Origin of the sequence: Thermovibrio ammonificans HB-1, assembly GCF_000185805.1 — a bacterium.
In the GTDB taxonomy this organism is placed as follows: Bacteria; Aquificota; Aquificia; order Desulfurobacteriales; family Desulfurobacteriaceae; genus Thermovibrio; species Thermovibrio ammonificans.
In genome coordinates, this window is sequence record NC_014926.1 from 1,383,265 (window position 1) to 1,403,946 (window position 20,682).

The 20,682-nt window shown below is 43.4% G+C and carries 15 protein-coding genes; 5 read left to right on the plus strand and 10 right to left on the minus strand.

Translation table 11 applies throughout. From position 1 onward, the window contains the following. Window positions 1-576, plus strand: coding sequence for a hypothetical protein (locus THEAM_RS07155; RefSeq protein ID WP_013538166.1), 576 nt, complete (start codon window positions 1-3; stop codon window positions 574-576). After that, complete coding sequence (gene bioA, locus THEAM_RS07160; protein ID WP_013538167.1) at window positions 557-1,906, plus strand: adenosylmethionine--8-amino-7-oxononanoate transaminase; 1,350 nt, start codon at window positions 557-559, stop codon at window positions 1,904-1,906. The genes THEAM_RS07155 and bioA overlap by 20 nt, the downstream gene beginning before the upstream one ends. Before the next feature lie 8 nt (window positions 1,907-1,914). On the opposite strand, the gene THEAM_RS07165 is transcribed toward bioA, so the two are convergent. Genes THEAM_RS07165 through THEAM_RS07175 form a run of 3 tightly spaced genes read right to left on the minus strand, consistent with a single transcriptional unit; the run spans window position 1,915 to window position 3,874 of the window. Next, entirely contained in the window at window positions 1,915-2,403 is a 489-nt protein-coding gene (locus tag THEAM_RS07165; protein WP_013538168.1) for a universal stress protein, read from the minus strand. Beyond that, a complete protein-coding gene (locus THEAM_RS07170; protein WP_013538169.1) occupies window positions 2,403-2,873 on the minus strand; it encodes a universal stress protein in 471 nt (156 codons plus the stop codon). Before THEAM_RS07170 ends, THEAM_RS07165 begins: the two co-directional genes overlap by 1 nt. 11 nt (window positions 2,874-2,884) lie before the next feature. Further along, a complete protein-coding gene (locus THEAM_RS07175) occupies window positions 2,885-3,874 on the minus strand; it encodes a DUF814 domain-containing protein (protein WP_013538170.1) in 990 nt (329 codons plus the stop codon). Window positions 3,875-3,935: 61 nt separating this feature from the next. Here THEAM_RS07175 and hpf point away from each other — a divergent pair, with 61 nt between their 5' ends. After that, window positions 3,936-4,499, plus strand: coding sequence for a ribosome hibernation-promoting factor, HPF/YfiA family (hpf, locus tag THEAM_RS07180; RefSeq protein ID WP_013538171.1), 564 nt, complete (start codon window positions 3,936-3,938; stop codon window positions 4,497-4,499). Between the two features lie 23 nt (window positions 4,500-4,522). Here the strand turns inward: hpf and THEAM_RS07185 are convergent, their stop codons facing one another. The 7 genes from THEAM_RS07185 to ppa all read right to left on the minus strand — a co-directional run bounded on the left by THEAM_RS07185 (window position 4,523) and on the right by ppa (window position 18,338). Next, window positions 4,523-5,056 (minus strand): Uma2 family endonuclease, encoded by a 534-nt coding sequence (locus THEAM_RS07185; RefSeq protein WP_013538172.1) that lies wholly within the window; start codon window positions 5,054-5,056, stop codon window positions 4,523-4,525. A 31-nt stretch (window positions 5,057-5,087) separates the two neighbouring features. After that, entirely contained in the window at window positions 5,088-6,884 is a 1,797-nt protein-coding gene (gene lepA / locus THEAM_RS07190; RefSeq protein ID WP_013538173.1) for a translation elongation factor 4, read from the minus strand. Between the two features lie 185 nt (window positions 6,885-7,069). Then, window positions 7,070-7,312, minus strand: a complete 243-nt coding sequence (locus THEAM_RS09850; protein WP_343122261.1) for a toxin-antitoxin system TumE family protein — start codon at window positions 7,310-7,312, stop codon at window positions 7,070-7,072. A 348-nt stretch (window positions 7,313-7,660) separates the two neighbouring features. Next, the gene (locus tag THEAM_RS07195; RefSeq protein WP_013538174.1) at window positions 7,661-10,159 is read right to left on the minus strand and encodes an RNA-directed DNA polymerase; all 2,499 of its coding nucleotides are present in this window, start codon (window positions 10,157-10,159) and stop codon (window positions 7,661-7,663) included. A gap of 547 nt (window positions 10,160-10,706) precedes the next feature. Next, window positions 10,707-14,537, minus strand: a complete 3,831-nt coding sequence (locus THEAM_RS07205; protein WP_232203440.1) for an Eco57I restriction-modification methylase domain-containing protein — start codon at window positions 14,535-14,537, stop codon at window positions 10,707-10,709. Between the two features lie 65 nt (window positions 14,538-14,602). Then, window positions 14,603-17,758, minus strand: a complete 3,156-nt coding sequence (locus THEAM_RS07210; protein ID WP_013538177.1) for a helicase-related protein — start codon at window positions 17,756-17,758, stop codon at window positions 14,603-14,605. Window positions 17,759-17,816: 58 nt separating this feature from the next. Next, window positions 17,817-18,338 (minus strand): inorganic diphosphatase, encoded by a 522-nt coding sequence (gene ppa, locus THEAM_RS07215; RefSeq protein WP_013538178.1) that lies wholly within the window; start codon window positions 18,336-18,338, stop codon window positions 17,817-17,819. A gap of 106 nt (window positions 18,339-18,444) precedes the next feature. Between ppa and THEAM_RS07220 the strand changes: the two genes are divergently transcribed. Together THEAM_RS07220 and feoB are read left to right on the plus strand one after the other, a co-directional pair. Then, complete coding sequence (locus THEAM_RS07220) at window positions 18,445-18,666, plus strand: FeoA family protein (RefSeq protein WP_013538179.1); 222 nt, start codon at window positions 18,445-18,447, stop codon at window positions 18,664-18,666. After that, the gene (feoB, locus tag THEAM_RS07225; protein WP_013538180.1) at window positions 18,663-20,678 is read left to right on the plus strand and encodes a ferrous iron transport protein B; all 2,016 of its coding nucleotides are present in this window, start codon (window positions 18,663-18,665) and stop codon (window positions 20,676-20,678) included. The genes THEAM_RS07220 and feoB overlap by 4 nt, the downstream gene beginning before the upstream one ends. Window positions 20,679-20,682: the final 4 nt, after the last annotated feature.

A 20,682-nucleotide genomic window follows, 5' to 3' on the forward strand; every position in this document is an offset into this window, starting at 1 on the left:
ATGAGAACCTCGAAGAGGTTAAAGGGAGGGGCCTTTGGGCTCCTCCTTATCTTCCTCATTACCCTTCCGCTGGCACTCAAAGAGCGAAAAAGCCAAACAACGCCCCCCGCCGAGAACTTCCCTCCGAAAGAGAAAAGAGAGGTTATCGTACAGCAGACGGAAAAGGCCCTGATAAAGGTGGTCCTCTTCAACCCTAAGAGGGCCTTACCCTCAAGGTTAAGCGGTAGCCCTACCGAAGTTACCGTAAAGTGGGAAGGGGAAGGGGAAGAGCTGAGTTGCATAGGAAAACGGGGAGAGTTAGAGGGCAACAGGTTAAAGCTGAAAGCCGTTTCGGGTAGGGTGTGCGGCTTCAACTTAGAAGCAGAGGAGCTTCGGCTGAACCTTAAAGAGCCTACAAAACTTACACTCTACCGGTTTAACATACGGAAAAGTAAAAGGGGAATTAAAGGCATCTACAGGTCCACATTTGAACTGAGAGAGCTGTGTAGCCTCCTCAGAGAGGGGCCAAAGGGGAGTGGTAATATAGTTTCCCCAAGAAAAGCCCCGGAGGCTAAAGATGGAGAGCAGGCTCCTTAAAGAGTGGGATAAAACCTTCGTATGGCACCCATTCACCCAGATGGCAGAGTACGTAAAACACGAGCCGATAGTGATAGAGCGGGGAGAGGGGTGTTGGCTGATAGATACAGACGGCAAGCGCTACCTTGACGCCGTAGGCTCAATCTGGTGTAACGTCCACGGCCACAACGTTAAAGAGCTCAACGAGGCTTTAATCGAGCAGGTTAACAAAATTGCCCACTCAACCCTTTTGGGCCTTGCGAACGTCCCCTCCATTCTGCTTGCGAAGGCAGTTGTAGAGCTTGCCCCTGAGGGTCTAAATCACGTTTTCTACACCGACGACGGCTCAACGGCAATGGAGGCCGCCCTCAAGATGGCCTACCAGTACTGGCAGCTGAAGGGGGAGAAGAGGAGAACCAAGTTTATAAAGCTTGAAGAGGCCTACCACGGGGACACAATCGGCTCTGTAAGCATCGGCGGAATAGAGCTCTTCCACTCAATGTTCAAGGAGCTGATGTTTGAGACTTTCAAAATCCCGGCTCCCCACCCCTACCGGTTCAACGGAACGGCCGAAGAGTGCAGGGACTACTCCCTCTCAAAACTTGAAGAGATTCTAAAAGAAAGGGGAGAAGAGGTTGCCGCCGTAGTTATGGAGCCGCTGGTTCAGGCGGCAGCAGGGATAATAGCCCACCCCGAAGGCTTCCTAAAGGGCGTAAGGGAGCTGTGCGACAAGTACGGAACCCTTTTGATTCTTGACGAGGTTGCCACAGGCTTTGGCAAAACCGGAAAGTGGTTTGCCTGCCAGCACGAGGGGGTGGTTCCCGACATTATGGCAATCTCTAAGGGGTTAACGGCCGGATACATGCCCTTGGCTATAACCCTTGCAACGGACGAGGTTTACGGGGCTTTCTGGGGAGGAGACTACGGAAGCGGGAAGACCTTCTTCCACGGTCACACCTTCACCGGGAACCAGCTGGGCTGTGCGGTCGCTTTAAGGAACATAGAGCTTTTCAAGGAGAAGGGGTGGCCCGAAAGGTTAGGGCCGAAAATCGAGTACCTGTGGAGGCGGTTGAGGGAGGAGCTTGCCGATTTGAAACACGTGGGGGATATCAGGGGCAGAGGCTTTATGGTAGGCATAGAGCTTGTTAAGGATAAGAGGACGAAGGAGGGGTTCTCCTGGAGAGACGACGTGGGCAGGAGGGTTTCAAGGAGAATCATCGAGAAGGGGGTGTTTACAAGGCCCCTGGGACCGGTTCTCGTGGTGATGCCCCCGCTTGCCATCAGCGAGGAAGAGATAGACTTTATGGTTAAGGCCTACAAGGAGGCTATAGTAGAGGTTCTGGGAGGGTAGGGAGGAGCTTAGAGCTCCTCCTTGCCGTCTTCTTCCGGAGCTTTAACTATGAGAACGGGCTGCTGAACCTCTTTTATTATGTCGAGGAGTCTACCGACCCTGAAGAAGGAGAGGGATTCTGAGGTAATTCCCAGGGTTACCAAACTGATGTTGTGTTTTTTGGCGTATTCGGCTATTGTCTCGTCCAGCTCACCGGGAACGAGCACGACCCTTACGGAGATTCCCGCCTCTTCAAACTCCTTTGCCACCTCTTTCATACGCCTGTAGATTCTCACTACGGCGTCTCCGTAGCCTTCGTCGAGGGCACCTTTGAGGACCTCCAGTTTCTCTTCACAGTCGTACTCGTCCCTCGGAAGGAGGCCCCAGTCGGAGGGAATCAGAACGTAGAGCATGTGGACTTCTTTGCAGCCGGCCTCTTTCAGTTTCAATATGTAGGGCTTTACGCTGAGGCTGGATTTTCTCATATCGAACGGGTAGAGCACTTTTTGAAACAGCATCACTCCTCCCTCTGTTTTACGATTAGTACGGGGCACTTGGCAAGCCTTATAACGTCGGTAGAGACGCTACCGAGTATAAGCTCGGCAAGAAGCCCCTTTCCGTGAGCACCCATCACCACTATGTTTACATTCTCTTCATCGGCAACGGAGACGATCTGTTTAGCCACGTTACCGTAGCGGAGGACTTTTTTTACCTTCAGCCCGGCCTCTTGAAGCTCTTTTTCTACGGCTTCAAGTCTCTGTATAAGGTCGAGCAGGTACTCCTGGTCGTCTTCCGGGAGGAGTTTGTAGAGCTCTTTCTCCTTCAGGAGGTCGGTTCCCTCGGGGAGCTCGGCAGATAGGTCATCTACAACGTGGACTACAACGACCTCCTCTTCTCCAGCTTCCTTCAGTTTCTTTACGTAGTTCAGGGCAACTTCTGCAAGGGGTGAGAAGTCGGTTGAGTAAAGGGTCTTTTTAAAGAGCGGCATCTCTCCCTCCTTTAAGCTGTAACAGAGTAGGGTTGGGTGTTGTGTAGGGGCTCAACTTGCAGCTCTTTTATTAGTTTATCACCTTTGTAGAGGGCCACAGTCACAAGAGGTTGGTTCTTTGCATCGGAGTAGCGGGCAACTATAGCGGCGGCGGTTTGAAGTTCGGAGTCGGATGGAGTTGAGGGACACCTGAGAAGGGCCGTAGGGGAGGGAACGTTGGGAACGGTTAGCAGGTAGTCGGTTTCCTTCGCCCGGGAGGCAATGCGGGCGTTTTCTTCTCTGTTCCTCCCTACTATCAGTTTACAGGAGCCTACACGGAAGTGGCGGCCGAGCTTCAGAAGCTCTATGTTCTCCCAGCTGAGCTCTTTGTGAACCATAAGGTCTTTTACTTTTTTCGCAAAGGAGGGCTCCGTTAAAAGGCAGCCTCCTGCGGGGGTGGGAAGCTCTTCCTGTGGTATCCCTAAGTTTTTCAAAATATCGGGGTACCGCTTCCGGGAACGGCCTTTAAGGTCTAAGAGTTTCTCCCTCTCTACAAGGCCCTCTTCTTCGTAAACGGTGGGGGGTAGAAGCCTTCCCGAAAGGGGCCTGAGAACTCTCTTTTTAAGCCCCGAGAGCTTCTCAATCGCGTTAAAGGCCTGTAGATGCTGAGACATGGGCCTCTGCCCCAAAACTTCCCCGGTTGCAAGAACCGCCCCTTCGGGGGCAACCTCTTTGAGCTTCCTGAGCATATAGGCTTTACAGTCTATACAGGGGTTCAAATTCTTCCCGTAACCGTACCTGGGAGAGGAGAGTATCTGAAGGTAGTCGTCGCCGGCTTCTACCAGCTTCAGCTCTATGCCGAGAATGTCTGCAAGTTTTTGAAGCTCCTTCCGGTCTTTACCGAAAAGGGGCGAGTAGATGTGAACCCCGACTACTTTAAAGCCCATATCCTGAAGTAGTTTGGCAGCTATTACGCTGTCGAGCCCTCCGGAGAAGAGGAGGTAGGCTTCCTTTTTCTCCATAGACAGGCCTCCGCTTAAAGGTTTAATTTAAAGGTAAGAGATAAAAGAGAAGGAGGAAGGGATGGCACAGCTAAAGCTCAACCTCATCGGCGACGGCATCGACCTCACGGGGGCAATTAAGAACACCCTCGAGGAGAAGCTCTCCAAACTGGAAAAGTATCTGGGAGACGACGAAAGGAGGGAGGTGTTCGCAGACGTTATCGTAAGAAAGGAGAAGTACCGCTCCTCGGTAGAAGTGGTTATCTACAACGTTTTCGACCACACCTTGAGGATAAAAAAGGAGACCGACGACCTCTACACCGCCGTTGACTACGTTGTTGACGCAGCAGAAAAACAGCTGAGAAGGTTAAAGGACAAAGTAAAGTCGGCCTCCAAGAAAGAGGCCCAGAAACACAAGAAGCAGATAACCTTAGTAGAAGAAGAGGTTGTTGAAAAGCCGATTGAAATTATAGAGGTTGAGCCCGAGCTTTACAAGCCCATCTCTGTGGAAGATGCGGTGATGAAGCTCCTGGGCTCAAACAGGGAGTTTGTAGTCTTCTGTAACGTTGAAACCGGAAACGCCGCAGTGGTCTACAAGAGAAAAGACGGAAACATCGGCCTTATCCAGATGCCTTCCTGCAGGTAATTTCGGGGGCTTTCCGCCCCCTTTTAAGCCCTCCTCCACACCTTTGTGAGGTTAATTTTAAAGGGGCACTCGGTTTCAAACTCTACTTCCCCCTCTTCACCGTCAAAAACCTTCCGGTAGCGGCTACCTTCAAGCCTAAAAACCCTTGCCTTACCCAGCTCCGGGTAAACGAGGGCATAGTACTTAACCCCTTCCCTCTCGTAAAGCGAAAACTTCACTTTCTCATCCTTAAAGGCCGTGCTCTTTGAGACAATCTCAAAAACAACTTCCGGAGGCTCTTTAAGGTACTCGTCAACCCTCTTACAGATTACAAATAGGTCAGGTCTTACTACCGTGTGCTCGTCAACAATCCAGTCAACTTCCTGATAGACAAAACACTCCTTCGGGCACTTCTCTAACTGCTCCTCAATTTGCCCGAAAAGTAAGCCAGAAATTCTCTGGTGCTTTCCGTAAGGAGAGGGAGCCATTGCGTAGGGTATTCCCTCTATCAACTCCCAGTCTCCCTCCCACAGTTTATAGTCCTCAACTGTGTAGCGGGGGAGCTCCGCCCTTTCCACTCTAACCTCTTTAAAAGGTTCACTATTTAACTTAATCCACCTTCAGGACTGCCAAAAAGGCTTCCTGAGGGACCTCAACTTTACCGAGCATCTTCATCCTCTTCTTACCCTCTTTCTGCTTCTCTAATAACTTCTTCTTCCTCGTAACGTCACCGCCGTAGCACTTTGCAAGAACGTCCTTCCTCAGGGCCTTAACGGTAGAGCGGGCAATAATCTTGTTCCCGATTGCTGCCTGTATCGCAACCTCAAAGAGCTGCCTCGGGATAATTTCTTTAAGCTTATCTACAAGCTGCCTTCCCCGCTGGTAGGCTTTATCCCTGTGGACGATTACCGAGAGGGCATCAACGGGCTTTCCGTTAATGAGGATATCGAGTTTCACAAGGTCTGAAGGTTTGTAGCCTGCAAACTCGTAGTCAAATGAGGCGTAGCCCCTTGAGACAGACTTTAGCTTATCAAAGAAATCAAAGAGGATTTCCGATAGGGGCATGTCGTAGCGGAGCTCCACCCTCGACTGGTCAAGGTAGGTAAAGCCCGTCTGAATTCCCCGCCTATCCTGACACAGCTGCATAATCGGGCCAACGTACTCTGCCGGGGTAATTATCGAAGCGGAGATGTAGGGCTCCTCAATCCTGTCAATCTTCTCAGGCGGAGGCATCTCGGCAGGGTTCTGAACGTCAACTACAGTGCCGTCTTTGAGGTAAACCTTGTAGATAACGCTGGGAGCGGTAGCTATAAGGTTAAGGCCGAACTCCCTCTCTAACCTCTCTTTAATAACCTCCATGTGGAGAAGCCCGAGGAAGCCACACCTAAATCCAAAGCCGAGTGCCGCCGAAGTTTCGGGTTCAAAGAAGAGGGCGGCATCGTTTAGCTTTAGTTTCTCTAAAGCCTCTTTTAAATTCTCGTAATCGTCAGAGTCAACCGGGTATAAACCTGCAAACACCATAGGTTTAGCAGGCCTAAAGCCCGGACAGGGCTCTGGAGTCGGATTCTCAGCATCGGTGATGGTGTCACCTACCTGAGTATCCTCAATATTCTTGATGTTTGCCGCTATCCAGCCGACCTCCCCGGCAGATAGCTTATCAACCTTAACCATATTCGGAGACTGGGTTCCTACCTCTACTACCTCAAACTCCTTATCGTTAGACATCAGCTTAATTCTCATTCCTGGCTTTATCTCACCGTCGAAGACCCTTATGAAGGGGATAACTCCCTTGTAGTTGTCGTAGAAGGAGTCAAAGATAAGGGCCTTCAAGGGCTTATTCGGGTCGCCGCTTGGAGGGGGAACCCTCTTAACTATTGCCTCCAAAATCTCCTTAATTCCGATTCCCTCCTTTGCAGAGGCCAGAATAGCCTCTTCAGGGTCAAGGCCGAGAACCTCTGCAATCTGCTCCTTAACCCACTCGGGGTTTGCGCTTGGCAGGTCTATCTTGTTTATTACCGGGATAATCTCAAGGCCTGCGTCAAGGGCAAGGAAGAAGTTTGCAATGGTCTGGGCCTCAATCCCCTGAGTTGCGTCTATTACAAGTAGAGCTCCCTCACAGGCGGCCAAACTCCTTGAAACCTCGTAGGTAAAGTCAACGTGGCCGGGGGTGTCTATAAGGTGCATAGTGTAGGTCTTACCGTCTTCGGCCTTGTAGTTCATCCTAACAGCGTTGAGCTTAATCGTGATTCCCCTTTCTCTCTCAAGCTCTAAAGTGTCGAGCATCTGCTCCTTGAGCTCCCTCTTAGAGACCGTCCCGGTGTACTCAAGGAGCCTATCTGCCAGCGTGGATTTGCCGTGGTCTATGTGGGCAATTATGCAGAAGTTCCTGATTAACTCCTGGTTCATGGAGAGCTCTCCTCTATCAGAGATTCGTTTTCTGCCGATAGAATATATTTCAAACTCCTGTCTTTCTCCAAGTTGATAGTAACAATAAACTTTTCAAGGCTATTATATGGACGTCTATATCTAAAACGAGATAGAGTAGTATCTTCAGAGAGATGAAGAACTATTTCTTGCATCTAAGATGCTTCTTAATTCCTTTTCTGTAAAAACTCTGAAATTACAGTTAGAATCCTTTCACAGGTCGTCTCAAAACTCTCCTCAACCTTGTCGTTTATGTGCTTATGATGTGGATATGTTCTAATATTCTTATGGTGAGGAGCGTTATCCCACCTAATAATCAGTTTACCGTCTCTACTTCGCCAATGATAAGAGTAATTTCTTTCCTCTTCATCTACATATCCTTGTATATAAAGTCCTGAATTATCTCCCAAAATAACTTAACTTTTATATGGAATTCATTTTAAAAGTTCGAAAGTCTAAAACCTCAAAATTTTTACTATTGAGAACTGATTAAGACAGTTTAATATTTCCATCTTTTATCTCTTGAAGAAGTTCTTTTCTAAGAGTGCTCAGAGTTTTCATGCAAGCTTTCCATTCCATAACGTCCTGTAATAGTCATCCCAGGCTTCAAAATTTTCAGGAGATGATTTCAACTCTCTCTCAAATTCCTCAAAAGTTTTACTATACTTAACTAATGTATAGCGCAATTCATATAGGAACTCCGCTTTGTAGATATTCAGTGGCTTCTCTTTATTAAGCATAAAAAATAGCTGAACACCTTAACTACCATAATTCCAAGTTTTTCTATCTTGACTTATAGATGTATGAAATCCGGGAGGGATAGGCTTAAACTCAGAACTTTCGTTAAAATAAAGTTGAGAGTGGAATTCACGCAAAGATTTTACATCGATTGTATCTACTATGAAAAATGCGTTTTTGCCACCTTTTATTCTAATAATATCTCTTTTATAGTCTTTTCTGTAAGGAGCTCTTATTCTAGAATCTCCATACTTGCCAGAATTCACTAAAACTACAAAACAATGAAGGTCGCGCGCGGCAGACTCAATAATTGCATTAAAATAATCCAAATCCTTATTTAGAGCTACTATAAACAATGCATCTATCTTTCCTCTAAGCTTGCTTCTTAAGTTTATATCTGCAATGTCGTAGCAGATAAGATTAGAGAAAAAGAAGTCTTGGTGTTCATAGACGACTTTTGGAGTATCATCTGCCTCTTTGTGTATATATTTATGACCTTTAATAAGAAGAGATTCCCTCGGAGAATAGTGCACTTTTTCTTCTTCAATTAAAATATAAAAGTGCATATAGGGCGTTTCGGAGTATAATAAACTATAGACTGGATTTATTACTCTTTTATTCCTAAATCTATATTCACCCCCACTTATTAAAGATGTCTTTCTGGAAAAAAGAGGTTGTGAAACATAGATTACCCAATCCTTCGGTAGGGCAAATTCGGGAAATAAAATATAATCAATATTATGTCTGCAGTTGATCACACCATTTATTATACGTATCAGTTGTTTAAATTTTTCTTTTGTTCTTGTTTCTTTTCTCTTTAGCTTAAGCTCTACTTCTTTCTCTTCTACAATAAAATTTGTCATACCAACATTAATAGTATCTTTTGTATCTTCCTTGCGTATAGCTATTTTCAATAAAACATCTCCTTCTTCTTGGATATTGATAGGAGAACTATAAAGGAGCACACCTTTTCCTAGTAGTAAAATTAACTTTATTAAATCTTGCAAATTTTCTGAGGTTATGATTCTTGAGTTCTCGCTTTTGCCATTTTGATTATATAGGTTTTTGTAATCTACTATAGAAAACAGGTATATATAAGGTATCCGTATTGAAGGAAACAAAAGGAATCTAAAAAGTTTGTTTAAATCTTTTATCTTATCATTTTCTTTAGCTATGTCTTCCTCTAATACTTTAAGTTTATCAAGTAATTCTCTGAATACTATTTTAAATAGCTCGTTTTTAGGTTCCTGCTTGGGCATAGGTTGGGTAATATTGATATCACTAAAATATTCCTCTAAGAATTCCCATCTATGTTCAAAGTTAATTAGGAATTCAAAAATTTTCTCTCTTAACTCCAAGTTGTGCATTTTTAAATTTTCAATAAAATCCTTTTTTATCTTAAGATATCTATCCTTTGCTTGAATGAAGTCTAATAGTTTATCGCTTGGAATGGCAATAGATATATTATGTTCTACAATCCGCCTTAAGTGTGATTTAAGTTTGGTTTTTATAGGTTTTGCTTCTTCATCTTTAAAGCACATAAGTCCCTTTATCTCTACTTTGTTAACCGCGTTAATGAGTTGAAATATCTCATCTTTTAAACAAAGAATTTCTTCTTTATCACTATTCCATGCCATAAGTTGTATTAGCTGCAGAACATTTTTGATATTCTCAAAGAAATTTACGGGGTCTAATAGTAGTGTTTTAATTTCTTTGTATAGTTCTTGCCTTTCATTTCTCCACTCATTACTGGGCAAATACTTACTTTGCTCCCTTAATTTAGAGATTAGGATTGACATTCCTAGCCTACGAATTCTAACCTTGTCTACTTTTCTCAGATTATCGCCAAACTCGCCTTCAGAATATATTTGAAATACCTTTTCTAGAAGGACAGAACTTTCATCTATAAAATCTGGCATAAGTTTACGAAGACTGGAAATTTCATTGATTTCTCTTTGAATAGCATTGATTACAGAAGGAGTAACACCTTTGGATAGGAAAAAATTTTTCTGTTTTTTTGAGTTAATTTTTATCGTTATTTTTGGACTTTGCTCACTTTCATTTGGTTGAGCAAGAGGAAAAATATATTCATCTTCGTATTTCTTTAAGCTGCCTTTAAGTTTTCTGGAGAAAAGCGCTTGTAAAGGGTCTTTATTAAAATCAATTTTATCCCCTTTTAATATTATGATAATATCGTCTATGTATCTCCCGTAAAATAGAGCACTGCTTTCATCATTAATGAATTCATCAAATTCTCTAAGGTAAAGGTTAGCCAGTATCGGTGATGGTAAAAAGCCTATAGGGAGTCCTCGGGAATTTACTTTTTCATTCCATGTTTCTATTATTTTGAATAACCTTTCATTTAAATTTTTAAGATTCTCTTTATCTGCTCCACCTTTTTCTTCTATTATGTTCTCAACTAGCTTTTTACAATAGTTTAGGTTAATGCTTGGATAGAAATCGGATATATCCAGAGTTAAGACTAAAATGTCATAATCTTTGTGTAGCTTATTTATCATGTCAATAGCATCTTCTCTCCATTGGGAATACTTATAGTAGTAAGGAATAAATATCCCAGGATATGCTTCATCATAGCTTCCTGATTTTGTTTCTTGACAAGAATCCAGTATAAGATTTCTTTTTAATCTACCACCATAAATATAATCTGGAAAACTTTCGTCCAGGAGACTTCCTATTTTTTCTATCCATAAAGCACTAAATATGTGAATCTCTATAGGTGCATAAAAAATTTTCTTAAAATCAAAGTTCCTTTGCTAGCTTTCTGCATAAGATGTTGCTTACTATTTGTAATTAACACTATTGCCTGCTTATTAAAGTCATCGTCCAGCTTGAAAGAATGAGGGTATAAGAAGTAAGCATTTTCATCTATAAATTTAAGAAGTTCACCTTTTTCTATGCTACTTGCTACTTGTTTTATTTTAGAGAAAAAGGAAAGTTCAAAATTTAAAAGGTCTTCCCTATAGATATCTGGGTCCAAGCTACAAAGCTCATTTTTACTTTCCTGTATAGTCTCGCTATTCCATATTCAAACTCAGTAAACTCCATTTAAACACTCCTCGCTTTTTTGAGGCGGTTTTGGACAAGCTCGGCGACAGCGTAGTAGACTTCTTTGCGTTCTTCTTCGGTTAGGCCAAGGGCGTCAAAAACTATGTCGTCAAGAGCTTTGCGGTCGGGGAGTGGATTGGGTTCCTGTTCTCTTATTGGTCTGTTTGGGTCAAAGCCAAGTTCCTTGAAAATGGAAAAAATTTCCCGTTTAAACATCGCAGGTATTTCTTTTACACCTTGTACAAAAAACGTAAACTTATTCCTAACATCATCTACTGGAAGCTCTATTATTGTTATAGCTCCCGTCATTTCCCTTGCCATTGTCTCAATAAACAGTCTATCTAAAGTAGCATTTAAAGATACTACAAAATCTAAATCAGAAATATTTTTATCCTTCAGTTTAACATAATAGTTCCTTTGGTCGGTAGGATAGTTATTAATATTCCAGAAAAAAGCATAACGCTCTCCTATACTTTTCCACCAAAGAAATTTCATATCTTCTTTCACTGATATTTGATACCAAAAGTTCCTACCCCTACAGGTAGGTCTCCTATTAAAACCTTGCTCCTCTCCCCACTTTATGTAGTCAAGAGCAAAGGTTCTTTTCAATTCCTTTTTAGTTTTATTGCATAGGAAAATCCTGTATTTAGGGTCTTCTTCTCTAACTATAATTGTTTTAAGCTCTCTGGGGCTTTTTATAACTGGCCTGAGAAACTCCCTTTCAACGAGGAAAAGTTTGTAGTTTTTTGCGTTCTTTCCCCACTTGCTCGGTTTTATGATTCTGAGTCCTGCTTTTCTTATCTCTTCAACTGAAGTGAAATCCCTCAGGTTTTCAACTCTTTCAAGTTCGCCATCCTCAACTTTATCAGTTAAATCCTCAACGTAGAAAAATTCGTTTGCTCCTGTTTTTATTCCAAATTTTACTTCTGCGATGTCTCCAAGCCTTACAAATTTCCCTTTTCCTTTTCTAAGTATTGTAAAGAAGATGTCGGGAGCTCTCAGGAATTTCCCTCCCCACTTGTTCCCTTCATATTTTCCGTCTCTCGTTCCGTCCTTCAGGAGGTCTTTATGCTTAATGGGGAATAGTCTGAAAGCCTCGGTCTTTATAACGTTCTCTGAAAGCTCCGGGAGCTCCGCCTCCTCTACCCTGGGCTGGGCTTTCTCTATGAAATTCAGATATTCCTTAAACTTCGGGCTTTTTACTACCTCCTCAAAGGGAATTTTCCACATTACGAACTTGACTACATTCTCAAGATTTTCCTTCTCTCTCCTCTTATCAGTTGGAGCAGAAATGAAGGTTATCACCGTGTTAACATCAGCCTCTTTAAAGCTCCTTTTACTTTGATTATCGTTAATAGAGTAGATTTTCGTTCTTTTCAGAAGGAATTCCTGAAGGGTTTTACCAAATCCAACGTCAAGCCAGGAGTTTGAGGTTATGAAACCAAGAGTTCCTCTCTCATTAAGAAGACTGAAACCTTTAAAGTAGAAGTAAACATATAAATCAGCCTTGCCATCTGGTTTGAATTCTCTGCCGTATAAGGTTTCAACCATGTTCCTCAATTTCTCTTTATACTCTCTTTTAAGTTTCTTCCATTCACTCTGAGAGTAACCCTCCTCACTTTCGCTTGGTGGGGCTATGAGTTCCTGTCTTACATAGGGTGGGTTGCCTACTACCAGGTCAAAACCTTTTTTTTCGCCTTGAAATACTTCAACAAAATCTATATCCCAGATGAATGGACGCTTACCTTTTTCAAGAGTACTTTTGACTTTTTCCCAGAATTCTTTTTCTTTTTCAAATCGTTTAAGTTTTTTCTTAAACAGTTCTTCCATCTTTCTTTCTTTACCAAAAAGGTCTTTTTCATACGACGGGGAAGATTTTAAATTTGCCATTTGTTGTTCTATATGGTAAAGTTTATCCTCTATTATTTCCATAAAGAGTTGAAGTTCTTCATGCTCTATCTCTTCCTTCTTGGGTGCTCCAGGTTTGTTTTCAATATATAGAAGTTTTTTCCTCTTAAGCTCTGTTATTTTCCTCTTTATTGAGGGAGAAAGAGGTAGAGCTGACTTAAACTCAGGTCTTTGACTCCTTAGAATTGAGAAGTCTAAGTTTCCAAATTCCTCAATAAGGCTGTCTCCTACTCTGATTTTAAAAGAAAGGTTTGGAAGAAGGGGATTGAGCCAGAGTTTTTCTCTGCTAAGGTCGGCCTCAACCATAAGGAAAAGCCATAGGCGGAGCTCCGCAATCCTGGCGGCCCACTCCATTACATCAACGCCGTAGACGTTATTCTCTATTATCTTTTTCCTTATGGCGTAGCCGCTTTCTACAACATTTGGGTCAAACCTGTGAAGCTTTGAGTAGAGGTGATAGAGGGTATCAACAAGTCCGACAAGAAATGCACCACTACCGCAGGCAGGATCAACAACTTTAAGCTCGTCAAGAGCTCTCTTTAGTTCTTCAAAGGTCTGACGGTTTTCAGGAAGGAAATCATCATCGAATATGAAGTCATAAATGGTCTCTTCAGATAAAGAGGTGTTTTTACGCAGATAGTAGATTAAGCTCTGAGTTATTATAAACTTGATTTCTGGCTCTTTAGTATAGACAATTCCCTTTGTAACTCCCTCTATATCAATTTTGGCCTCAGGGTTTTTCAAAACCTCTTTAGAATCAAGGTGAACGAGCTTTTCATAGATTGTCCCGATAAATTCGGGGTTAACCGCCAGGTCCCTATCATCTTCAAGGTCTTCAACCATCGTGAAGTTGTAGCCGTTGAGAAACGGGATTATTCCTTCCTCTTCTTTACCAAGTTGGTCACTCTTTAAGAAGAATTCATCAGGAATTTGAAAGTCAACTCTGTCATAGTCGTTCTCTGAAAAGAGACCGCCATTTAAGTAAGGAGCCCTAATGAAGAGCTCTTTTACCTTTTCAGGCAAATAGGAGTATTTAGCAGGAATTTCTGCTCTTTTCTTTCCCATGTCCTGACTGAAGGCTGAGAGGCAGAGAGGCTTTAACCACTCTGAGTAAAAGGTTCCCCCTTTTTCAGCTACAAACTTTTTGTACTCTGAAACGAGAAAATCTATTAGCTTTTGGCCATTAAGCTCCTCAAACCACCCTTCCTTTTCCTGAATGAAGTAGATGAAAATTAACCTGTTTAAAAGCTGATGAGCAGCTTCTTTTGAAAAACGCTCTGGAGTTTTTGCACTCTCAGGGAGCTCTTTCCCTTTTACCTGATTATAGATTATTCGCCAGAGGTTCACAAATCTTTTTATATATTCCCTAAAAAACCTCTTATTTAGAGAATCTACACTAAAAACCTTAAGGAGCTGACCTGTGGTAGGATTTTTAAGGTTGAATAGCTCTGACAGTTGAAGATAAGTCGTTTTCGAGACTTTCCCTTTTCCTACTATAAATGAGAAACGCCTGAAGTTGGTCAGTTTTTTATCAATCCTGCCGTCCTTTTCGCTCCTTTCATAATCCATCTGAACGTAGGAAAGGCGCCAGATAGGGAAGTCGTCAGAGTAGAAGGCTACCAGAGCTCCATCTTTGCCCTCTCTTTCAAGATGATGAACGACAAAGTCTCTGTGGTATTTCCGAAGTTTATCTGGAGAAGGAACTTTCACTATTAGGAAATCTATATTGTAACCCTCCGAGTCTTCATACTGGCCAAGGTGCTCCGCCTCAAGTATTTTTCCTGAAAACTTCTCTTCTATCGGAAGGAGCTCACCTTCGAACCTAATATCTGCATCCGGAAACACTGTATAGAGGAATTGAACAAAATTCTCTCTATTAAACGCGTTTTCTATCAACTTTCTTAAAGTTTTACTAACCTTCACTTTCAAACCATCCTCCTTTACTTTCTGAGGAATCTTTATTTAGCCTTCTATCAAATGATAACAATTCATAGCTCCAAGTTCCTCTCCTTTAGAAACAGCTGAGAGAGAATCACTTCCAGTTCTTGGTTATCAAAAAATCCAGACTCTTCAGTAGGGCTTGAATATCTCTCAACAAACTCCTTGAGAATCTTTACCTTTTTAGGAATATCACTCTTAGACGTAACAACCTTGTAAATTTCTCTAGCCACAGATTTCGGAAGTCCGCTCTTATTTATAATATCCAGAGCTTCCCTAATTACTTGTTTGCCCTCTTTAGAAACCCTCCCCCTTAAGGCCTTGAGTTCCCTAATAAGGCTTTTCTCGTAACTTTTTGCACCAGTGGCTGATTCATGTTTAAGCTGATTAAGCTCAGATTCAAAGGCTCTGACGTTTTCAGATAGAAGTTTATGGAAAAGCTCACGATTTAAAGGTGCTCTTCTTTCGTCTTCGTCTGCCTCAAGAAGTTCCACCGCCTCAAGGAAGTCAATCTCTCTGGCCGGCTTATCCTCGTAGCAGAGGAATATTTTCTTTACATTACCCTTCTTTAGAAGGGTTATAAGGAAGTTCTTATTCCAAAAGCGGCAGGAGCGGGCCTTTTTGGGGAATTCCTTTATTTGCTTGTATAGTTCCGGATTCTCTTCTTTAACTTTTTGAAGTTTCTTTAAGTAATAAAGGAGAGAGTTATCGTCTTCTTCCTCAACGGAAGCGTTTATCTTCTCAAACAGACCGCGGGGAGAAGTTTCCTCTTCTTCGGTTAAGTATTTAGCATCCTCCCCAAGGGCTTCGTGAAAAGCCTGTAGTTTAGCTACAGCTGCAGCCTCAAGGCCTATCTCGCTTTCTGTTTTCTCAACTGGGAAGAAATTAAATATATGGATTTCGCTAAAGGTTGTTCCTACCCTGTTAATTCTTCCAACCCTTTGTAGAACCCTCGTCGGGTTCCAAGGAATGTCGTAGTTTATTATAACATTAGCACGGTGAAGGTTTATTCCCTCGGCCAGAACATCTGTAGTTATCAAAATTCTTATATCGTCCTTCTGTTTCTCTTTAGGAAGATTTGGGTCAAAGTTTTCAAGGATTTTATCCCTTTCGCTCCTTCCAGAAGTAGAGGTATAGGAGATTACACTGTTTCCAAACTCCTCTGCTAACTTTTTCTTGAGATACTCGGCAGTTTCTGCAAATTCAGTGAAAATTAAGATTTTCCGCGCCTTAGTGAGCCTTTCATCTTTCTCCAGAAGTCTAAGGAGCTCCTCTACTTTAGGGTCAGACTTAACTTTACTCCACTTACTATAGAGCACCTCTATCGCTTTAACGTCTCTTTCCAAATTTTCATAGAACTCTCCCGTGAGCTGGTTTTTATCGTAAACCGTAACCTCTCCATCTTTTAAAATTTTTTCCAGGTCAAAACTGTCTGACTCTTCCACTTCAGCAAGGAGCTCCTCTATCCGCTCGTAGACGTTTATCTTCTTGCTCATGTAGACTTTACCGCTCCTCTCAAACTCCTCAAGAACCTGCTTATGGGACTTTAGGAACCTCTCAAGGGAACTGACGAAAGAGTGAAAACTACTCTCAAGGCGCTTTAGGAGAAGAACCTTCATAAGGCCTGCAAGGTTTCTCTGGGAAAGGCGTTCTATGTTTTCAGTTGACCTCTTTCTCAGGTAAAGAGCAGGAGTGTACCTTGCATAGGTCAAGCTTTTAATAGTGGCTATAGTCTCGTTAAAAAGGCTATCAAGTTCCTCATCAAGCTGATAGTAAACCTTTACCGGTTTATTAACTTTAGGGAAGGTTACTCCTTGCTTCTCAAGGTCTTCCCTATAAAACTCCATTACCTCTTTTCTCGTCCTCCTTACCATTACATAGGTAAATACCTTTTTCCTGATTTCTTCTCCAACTTCCTTTAAGACTTTTCTATAGAACTCCGGGTTCTTCTTTCTATCTACTTTCTTTATTTTATCCTCAAGTCTTTTAAAGAAAGCGTCTATGCTGTAAATCCCTGGAATTGTAGGCCTTTTTTTATCCTGAAAGAGAAGAAGCTGAGCCCTTACATCTGAAGGCCTATTGTTATAAGGAGTCGCCGTAACCAAAATTACATTCTTCTTTCGACAGATTTCGTGAAGAACCTTATAACTCTTTGTATCTTCATTCCTAAACCGGTGAGCTTCATCAACTATTACAAGTTTATAGTCATCAAAATCCTTAGGGTCAAGGGAGGGAAGCTTTCCAGCTGACTCTACCAGAAAACCGGGAACAAGGAATTTCCTTAAAGTCTCCTCCCAATAATCTTTTAAGTGTGGAGGTGCAAAGACAAGAGTTCTTTTTCTAAGCTTTGAGGCAAGCATTGCTGCAATGAAGGTTTTCCCGAGGCCAACAACATCTGAAAGGAAAACTCCACCGTGAGTTCTCAGCTTTTTCTCTGCATCTATAACAGCTTCAACCTGATATTGGAGCTTCTTAAAGCCCTCTGGAAATGGTATATCCTCTTCATTCTCGACATCAATCTGCTCTCCAAAAAACTCATAGAGAAACTTCAGGTAAAGTTCATAAGGGGTAATTTCATCGTTAAGCCAGGTTTTCCCTTTTATGGTGGCAACGATATCTGCTGAAATATCTATACACTTTTCCCAGAGTTCTTCAAACCGCTCAATTGCAAATTGAACGTCAGTTGCATTTTTCAGTTCAACGTTAAACTCAAGGTTATCCTTTAAACCTGAAATGGTAAAGTTTGAGGAGCCCGTGATAACCCTACCAAAATCTATCCCGCTCCTGCTCTTAAAGATGTAGAGTTTCGCATGAAGGGGAGAGTACGGGTAATACTTTATCTGAAGCTTACCTTCCTCTATCCAGTTGATAAAGTCTCTAATTGCCTCTTCTTTCTTAAAACTCTCTTCAAAAGAGGCCGAAGAAAGCTCTTCAACAACCATATTAAGATACTCTTCTTTCTGCTTCTTTATATTCTTAGCTAACTGAACCAGATTCCATACATTCTTTCCAACTTGGATTCCTACTATTATTCTTATTCTATCAACCTTTTTAAGCTCTTCATGAAGTTGATAGAGGCCAGAAAGATAAAAATAACCTACTATCACGTCAAGCTCTTTTGTATCTTTAAAAAGAGTTTTAAATCTATCTATGAGTTTCCTTCCTGGTTCATTCGTAAAAAAGGTCAAATCATTAAGCTGGTTCATTATTCTACCTTATGAAATTGGTTTCAAAAGCAAAGGGGAGCTCCCGCTCCCCAAAATTCTACTTACAGTTCTCAATTGCCCTCTTAATCATCTCCTTGGCTTCGGCGCTACCCTTGTATTCTTTAACCTTCACCCACTTGCCGGGCTCAAGGTCCTTGTAGTGTTCAAAGAAGTGTTTGATTTCGTTGAGGGTGGCCTCGGGAAGGTCGGTAATCTCCTTAACGTTCTTGAACGTAAGGTCGAGTTTGTCAACGGGAACGGCAAGGATTTTCTCGTCCTGACCGCTCTCATCTTCCATAACTAAAACCCCGATAGGCCTGCACCTTATTACGCTTCCGGGAACTACGGGTTGGCGGGAGATTACCAGAACGTCTATGGGGTCGCCGTCGTCTGCAAGGGTGTTTGGAACGAAGCCGTAGTTTGCAGGGTAGAACATGGGGGTAAAGAGGAAGCGGTCAACGAAAATCGCTCCGCTCTCTTTGTCAACTTCGTACTTAACGTTTGAGCCCTGAGGAATTTCTATAACAGCGTAGATGTCCTCTGGCGGGTTCTTGCCCGGGGGTATTTTCTTTACGTCCATAGAGCCCTCCTTCCGGTTGTTTTATAGGTTGTCAGATTATATAAACTGGACCGCCGTTGACACTATTTAACAAAGTTAATACTATCTAACTTAGGAGGAGCTAAGTATGAAGTTACTTGAAGCAAGGGAAGGAAGCACGGTTGAGATTCTAAATATAGAAGGCGGACTCGGGGTAAGGAACAGGCTCGCAGCAATAGGGATATACCCGGGAGCACGGGTAAGGGTGATTAAATCCCCTCCCGGCCCGTTTATAGTAGAGGTTGCCGGAAGTAGGGTGGCAATAGGAAAGGGAATGGCAGCCAAGGTAGAGGTTAGGGAGGTTGAATGAAAAGGGTAAAGGTGGCTCTTGTAGGTAACCCAAACGTAGGTAAAACGGCCATTATGAACGCCCTTGCCGGCACAAGTGAGAAGGTTGGAAACTGGCCGGGGGTAACTGTTCAGAAGAAGGTAGGGAAATACCACTTTAAAGGCTTTGAGATTGAACTTATAGACCTCCCCGGTATATACAGCCTTACATCTTTTACCCTCGAGGAGCGGGTAACGAGGAACTTCCTCTTAAGCGGCGACTACAACGTAGTTGCAAACGTTATAGACGCAACGCTCCTGGGAAGAAACCTCTACCTTACCTTAGAGCTTTTAGAGATGGGCATCAGGCCCGTGGTAGCACTCAACAAGGTAGATGAGCTGAAAGAGTTCGGCTTTTCGGTGAACTCAAAAGAGCTTGCCAAGCTTTTACGCCTTCCGGTTGTAGAGGTTTCCGCCCTTAAAAGGAAAGGGCTGGAGGAGTTATCAGAAACGTTTCTAATGGTGGCAACCGGGGACCTTAAACCTGAAGGATTCACGCCCACATACTCGGAAAAAGTGGAAAACGCTATTGAGCTTTTAAAGCTAAAGCTGAAAGGCGAGCTTCCCCCCAACTTCCCCTTCAACTTAAGGTGGTTTGCGGTGAAGCTCCTGGAAAAGGACGAGGAAGTCACCCAGTACCTAAAGAACCACTTTAAGAACTCAGACGAAATCCTGAAAGAGATTGAGAGAATCGAGAAAGAGCTTCACCCCCTCTACAACTGCGACCTCCCCTCCCTCATCGCCAGGGAGCGGTTCCTGCTAGCCTCAAAAATAGCGAGAAAAGTTGTAAAAAGCGGGGAGAAAGAGCCCGAAGTAGAAAGATTAAGCGATAAAGTGGACAAAATCGTAACAAACCCCCTAACCGGGATTCCCATATTCTTTGCAGTAATGTGGGCAGTTTTCAAGCTCACCTTTACCCTTTCGCAGCCGCTGAGCGAGGCGATAGACTGGCTCTTCAGCGGCCTACTGCCTGAGGTTGTGGGAAAGGTGATTCAAAACCCAACACTACTCTCCCTGGTAAACGACGGTATTCTTGCAGGCATCGGCGCCGTTATGGTCTTCCTTCCGGTTCTTGCCATCCTCTACCTGTTGATGGCCGTACTTGAAGACACCGGATACATGGCAAGGGCAGCGGCCCTTTGGGACAACTTCATGAGGAAATTCGGCCTCAGCGGAGCCTCGGTGATTCCCATGATACTGGGGTTCGGGTGCAACGTTCCGGCCGTTTACGCAACCAGGGCAATGAGGTCGCACTACCAGAAGCTCATAACAATGGCAATAATCCCCTGGATGTCCTGCAGCGCACGGCTTACAGTGTACACAGTATTCGTAGCGGCCTTCTTCCGAGAGCACCAGGCATCGGTTATGCTCGGCCTATACGGTTTTGGCGTTCTCCTTGCGCTCGGGCTGGCCACCGTTATGTCCAAGTTCTTAAAGAGCGAAGAAGACGACTTCTTCATAGAGCTTCCCCCCTACAAACTGCCGGCCTGGAGCGTTGTAGTGAACCAGACCCTAATTGAGGTAAGAGAGTTTATAACCAAAGCGGGAACCGTTATATTCGCAGCCTCCCTCGTTATATGGGCCCTTGCCTCCCTTCCACCGGGAAGCGGGTACGCAGGAGAGAACAGCCTCGTAGGCAGAGTGGGGAAGGCCCTGCTGCCGGTATTTGAGCCTATAGGCATCCAAGACTGGAAGCCGATAGTGGCGCTGATATTCGGGGCACTGGCGAAGGAAGTTGTGGTAGGAACAATGGGAACCCTTTACGGAACCGGAGAAAGCGGCCTGATAAAGGTAATCCAGAGCACCTTCACCCCCGAAAGCGCATTCGCCTTCTTAGTGTTCACCCTCCTTTACATCCCCTGCGTTGCAACAATTGCCGCAATAAAGCAGGAGAGCGGAAGCTGGAAGTTCCCAGCAGGGGTTGTAGCAGTTGAGCTTGCCGTTGCTTGGAGCGCCGCCTTCCTCACATACAACGCCGCACGGGCTATCTTTTAAGCGA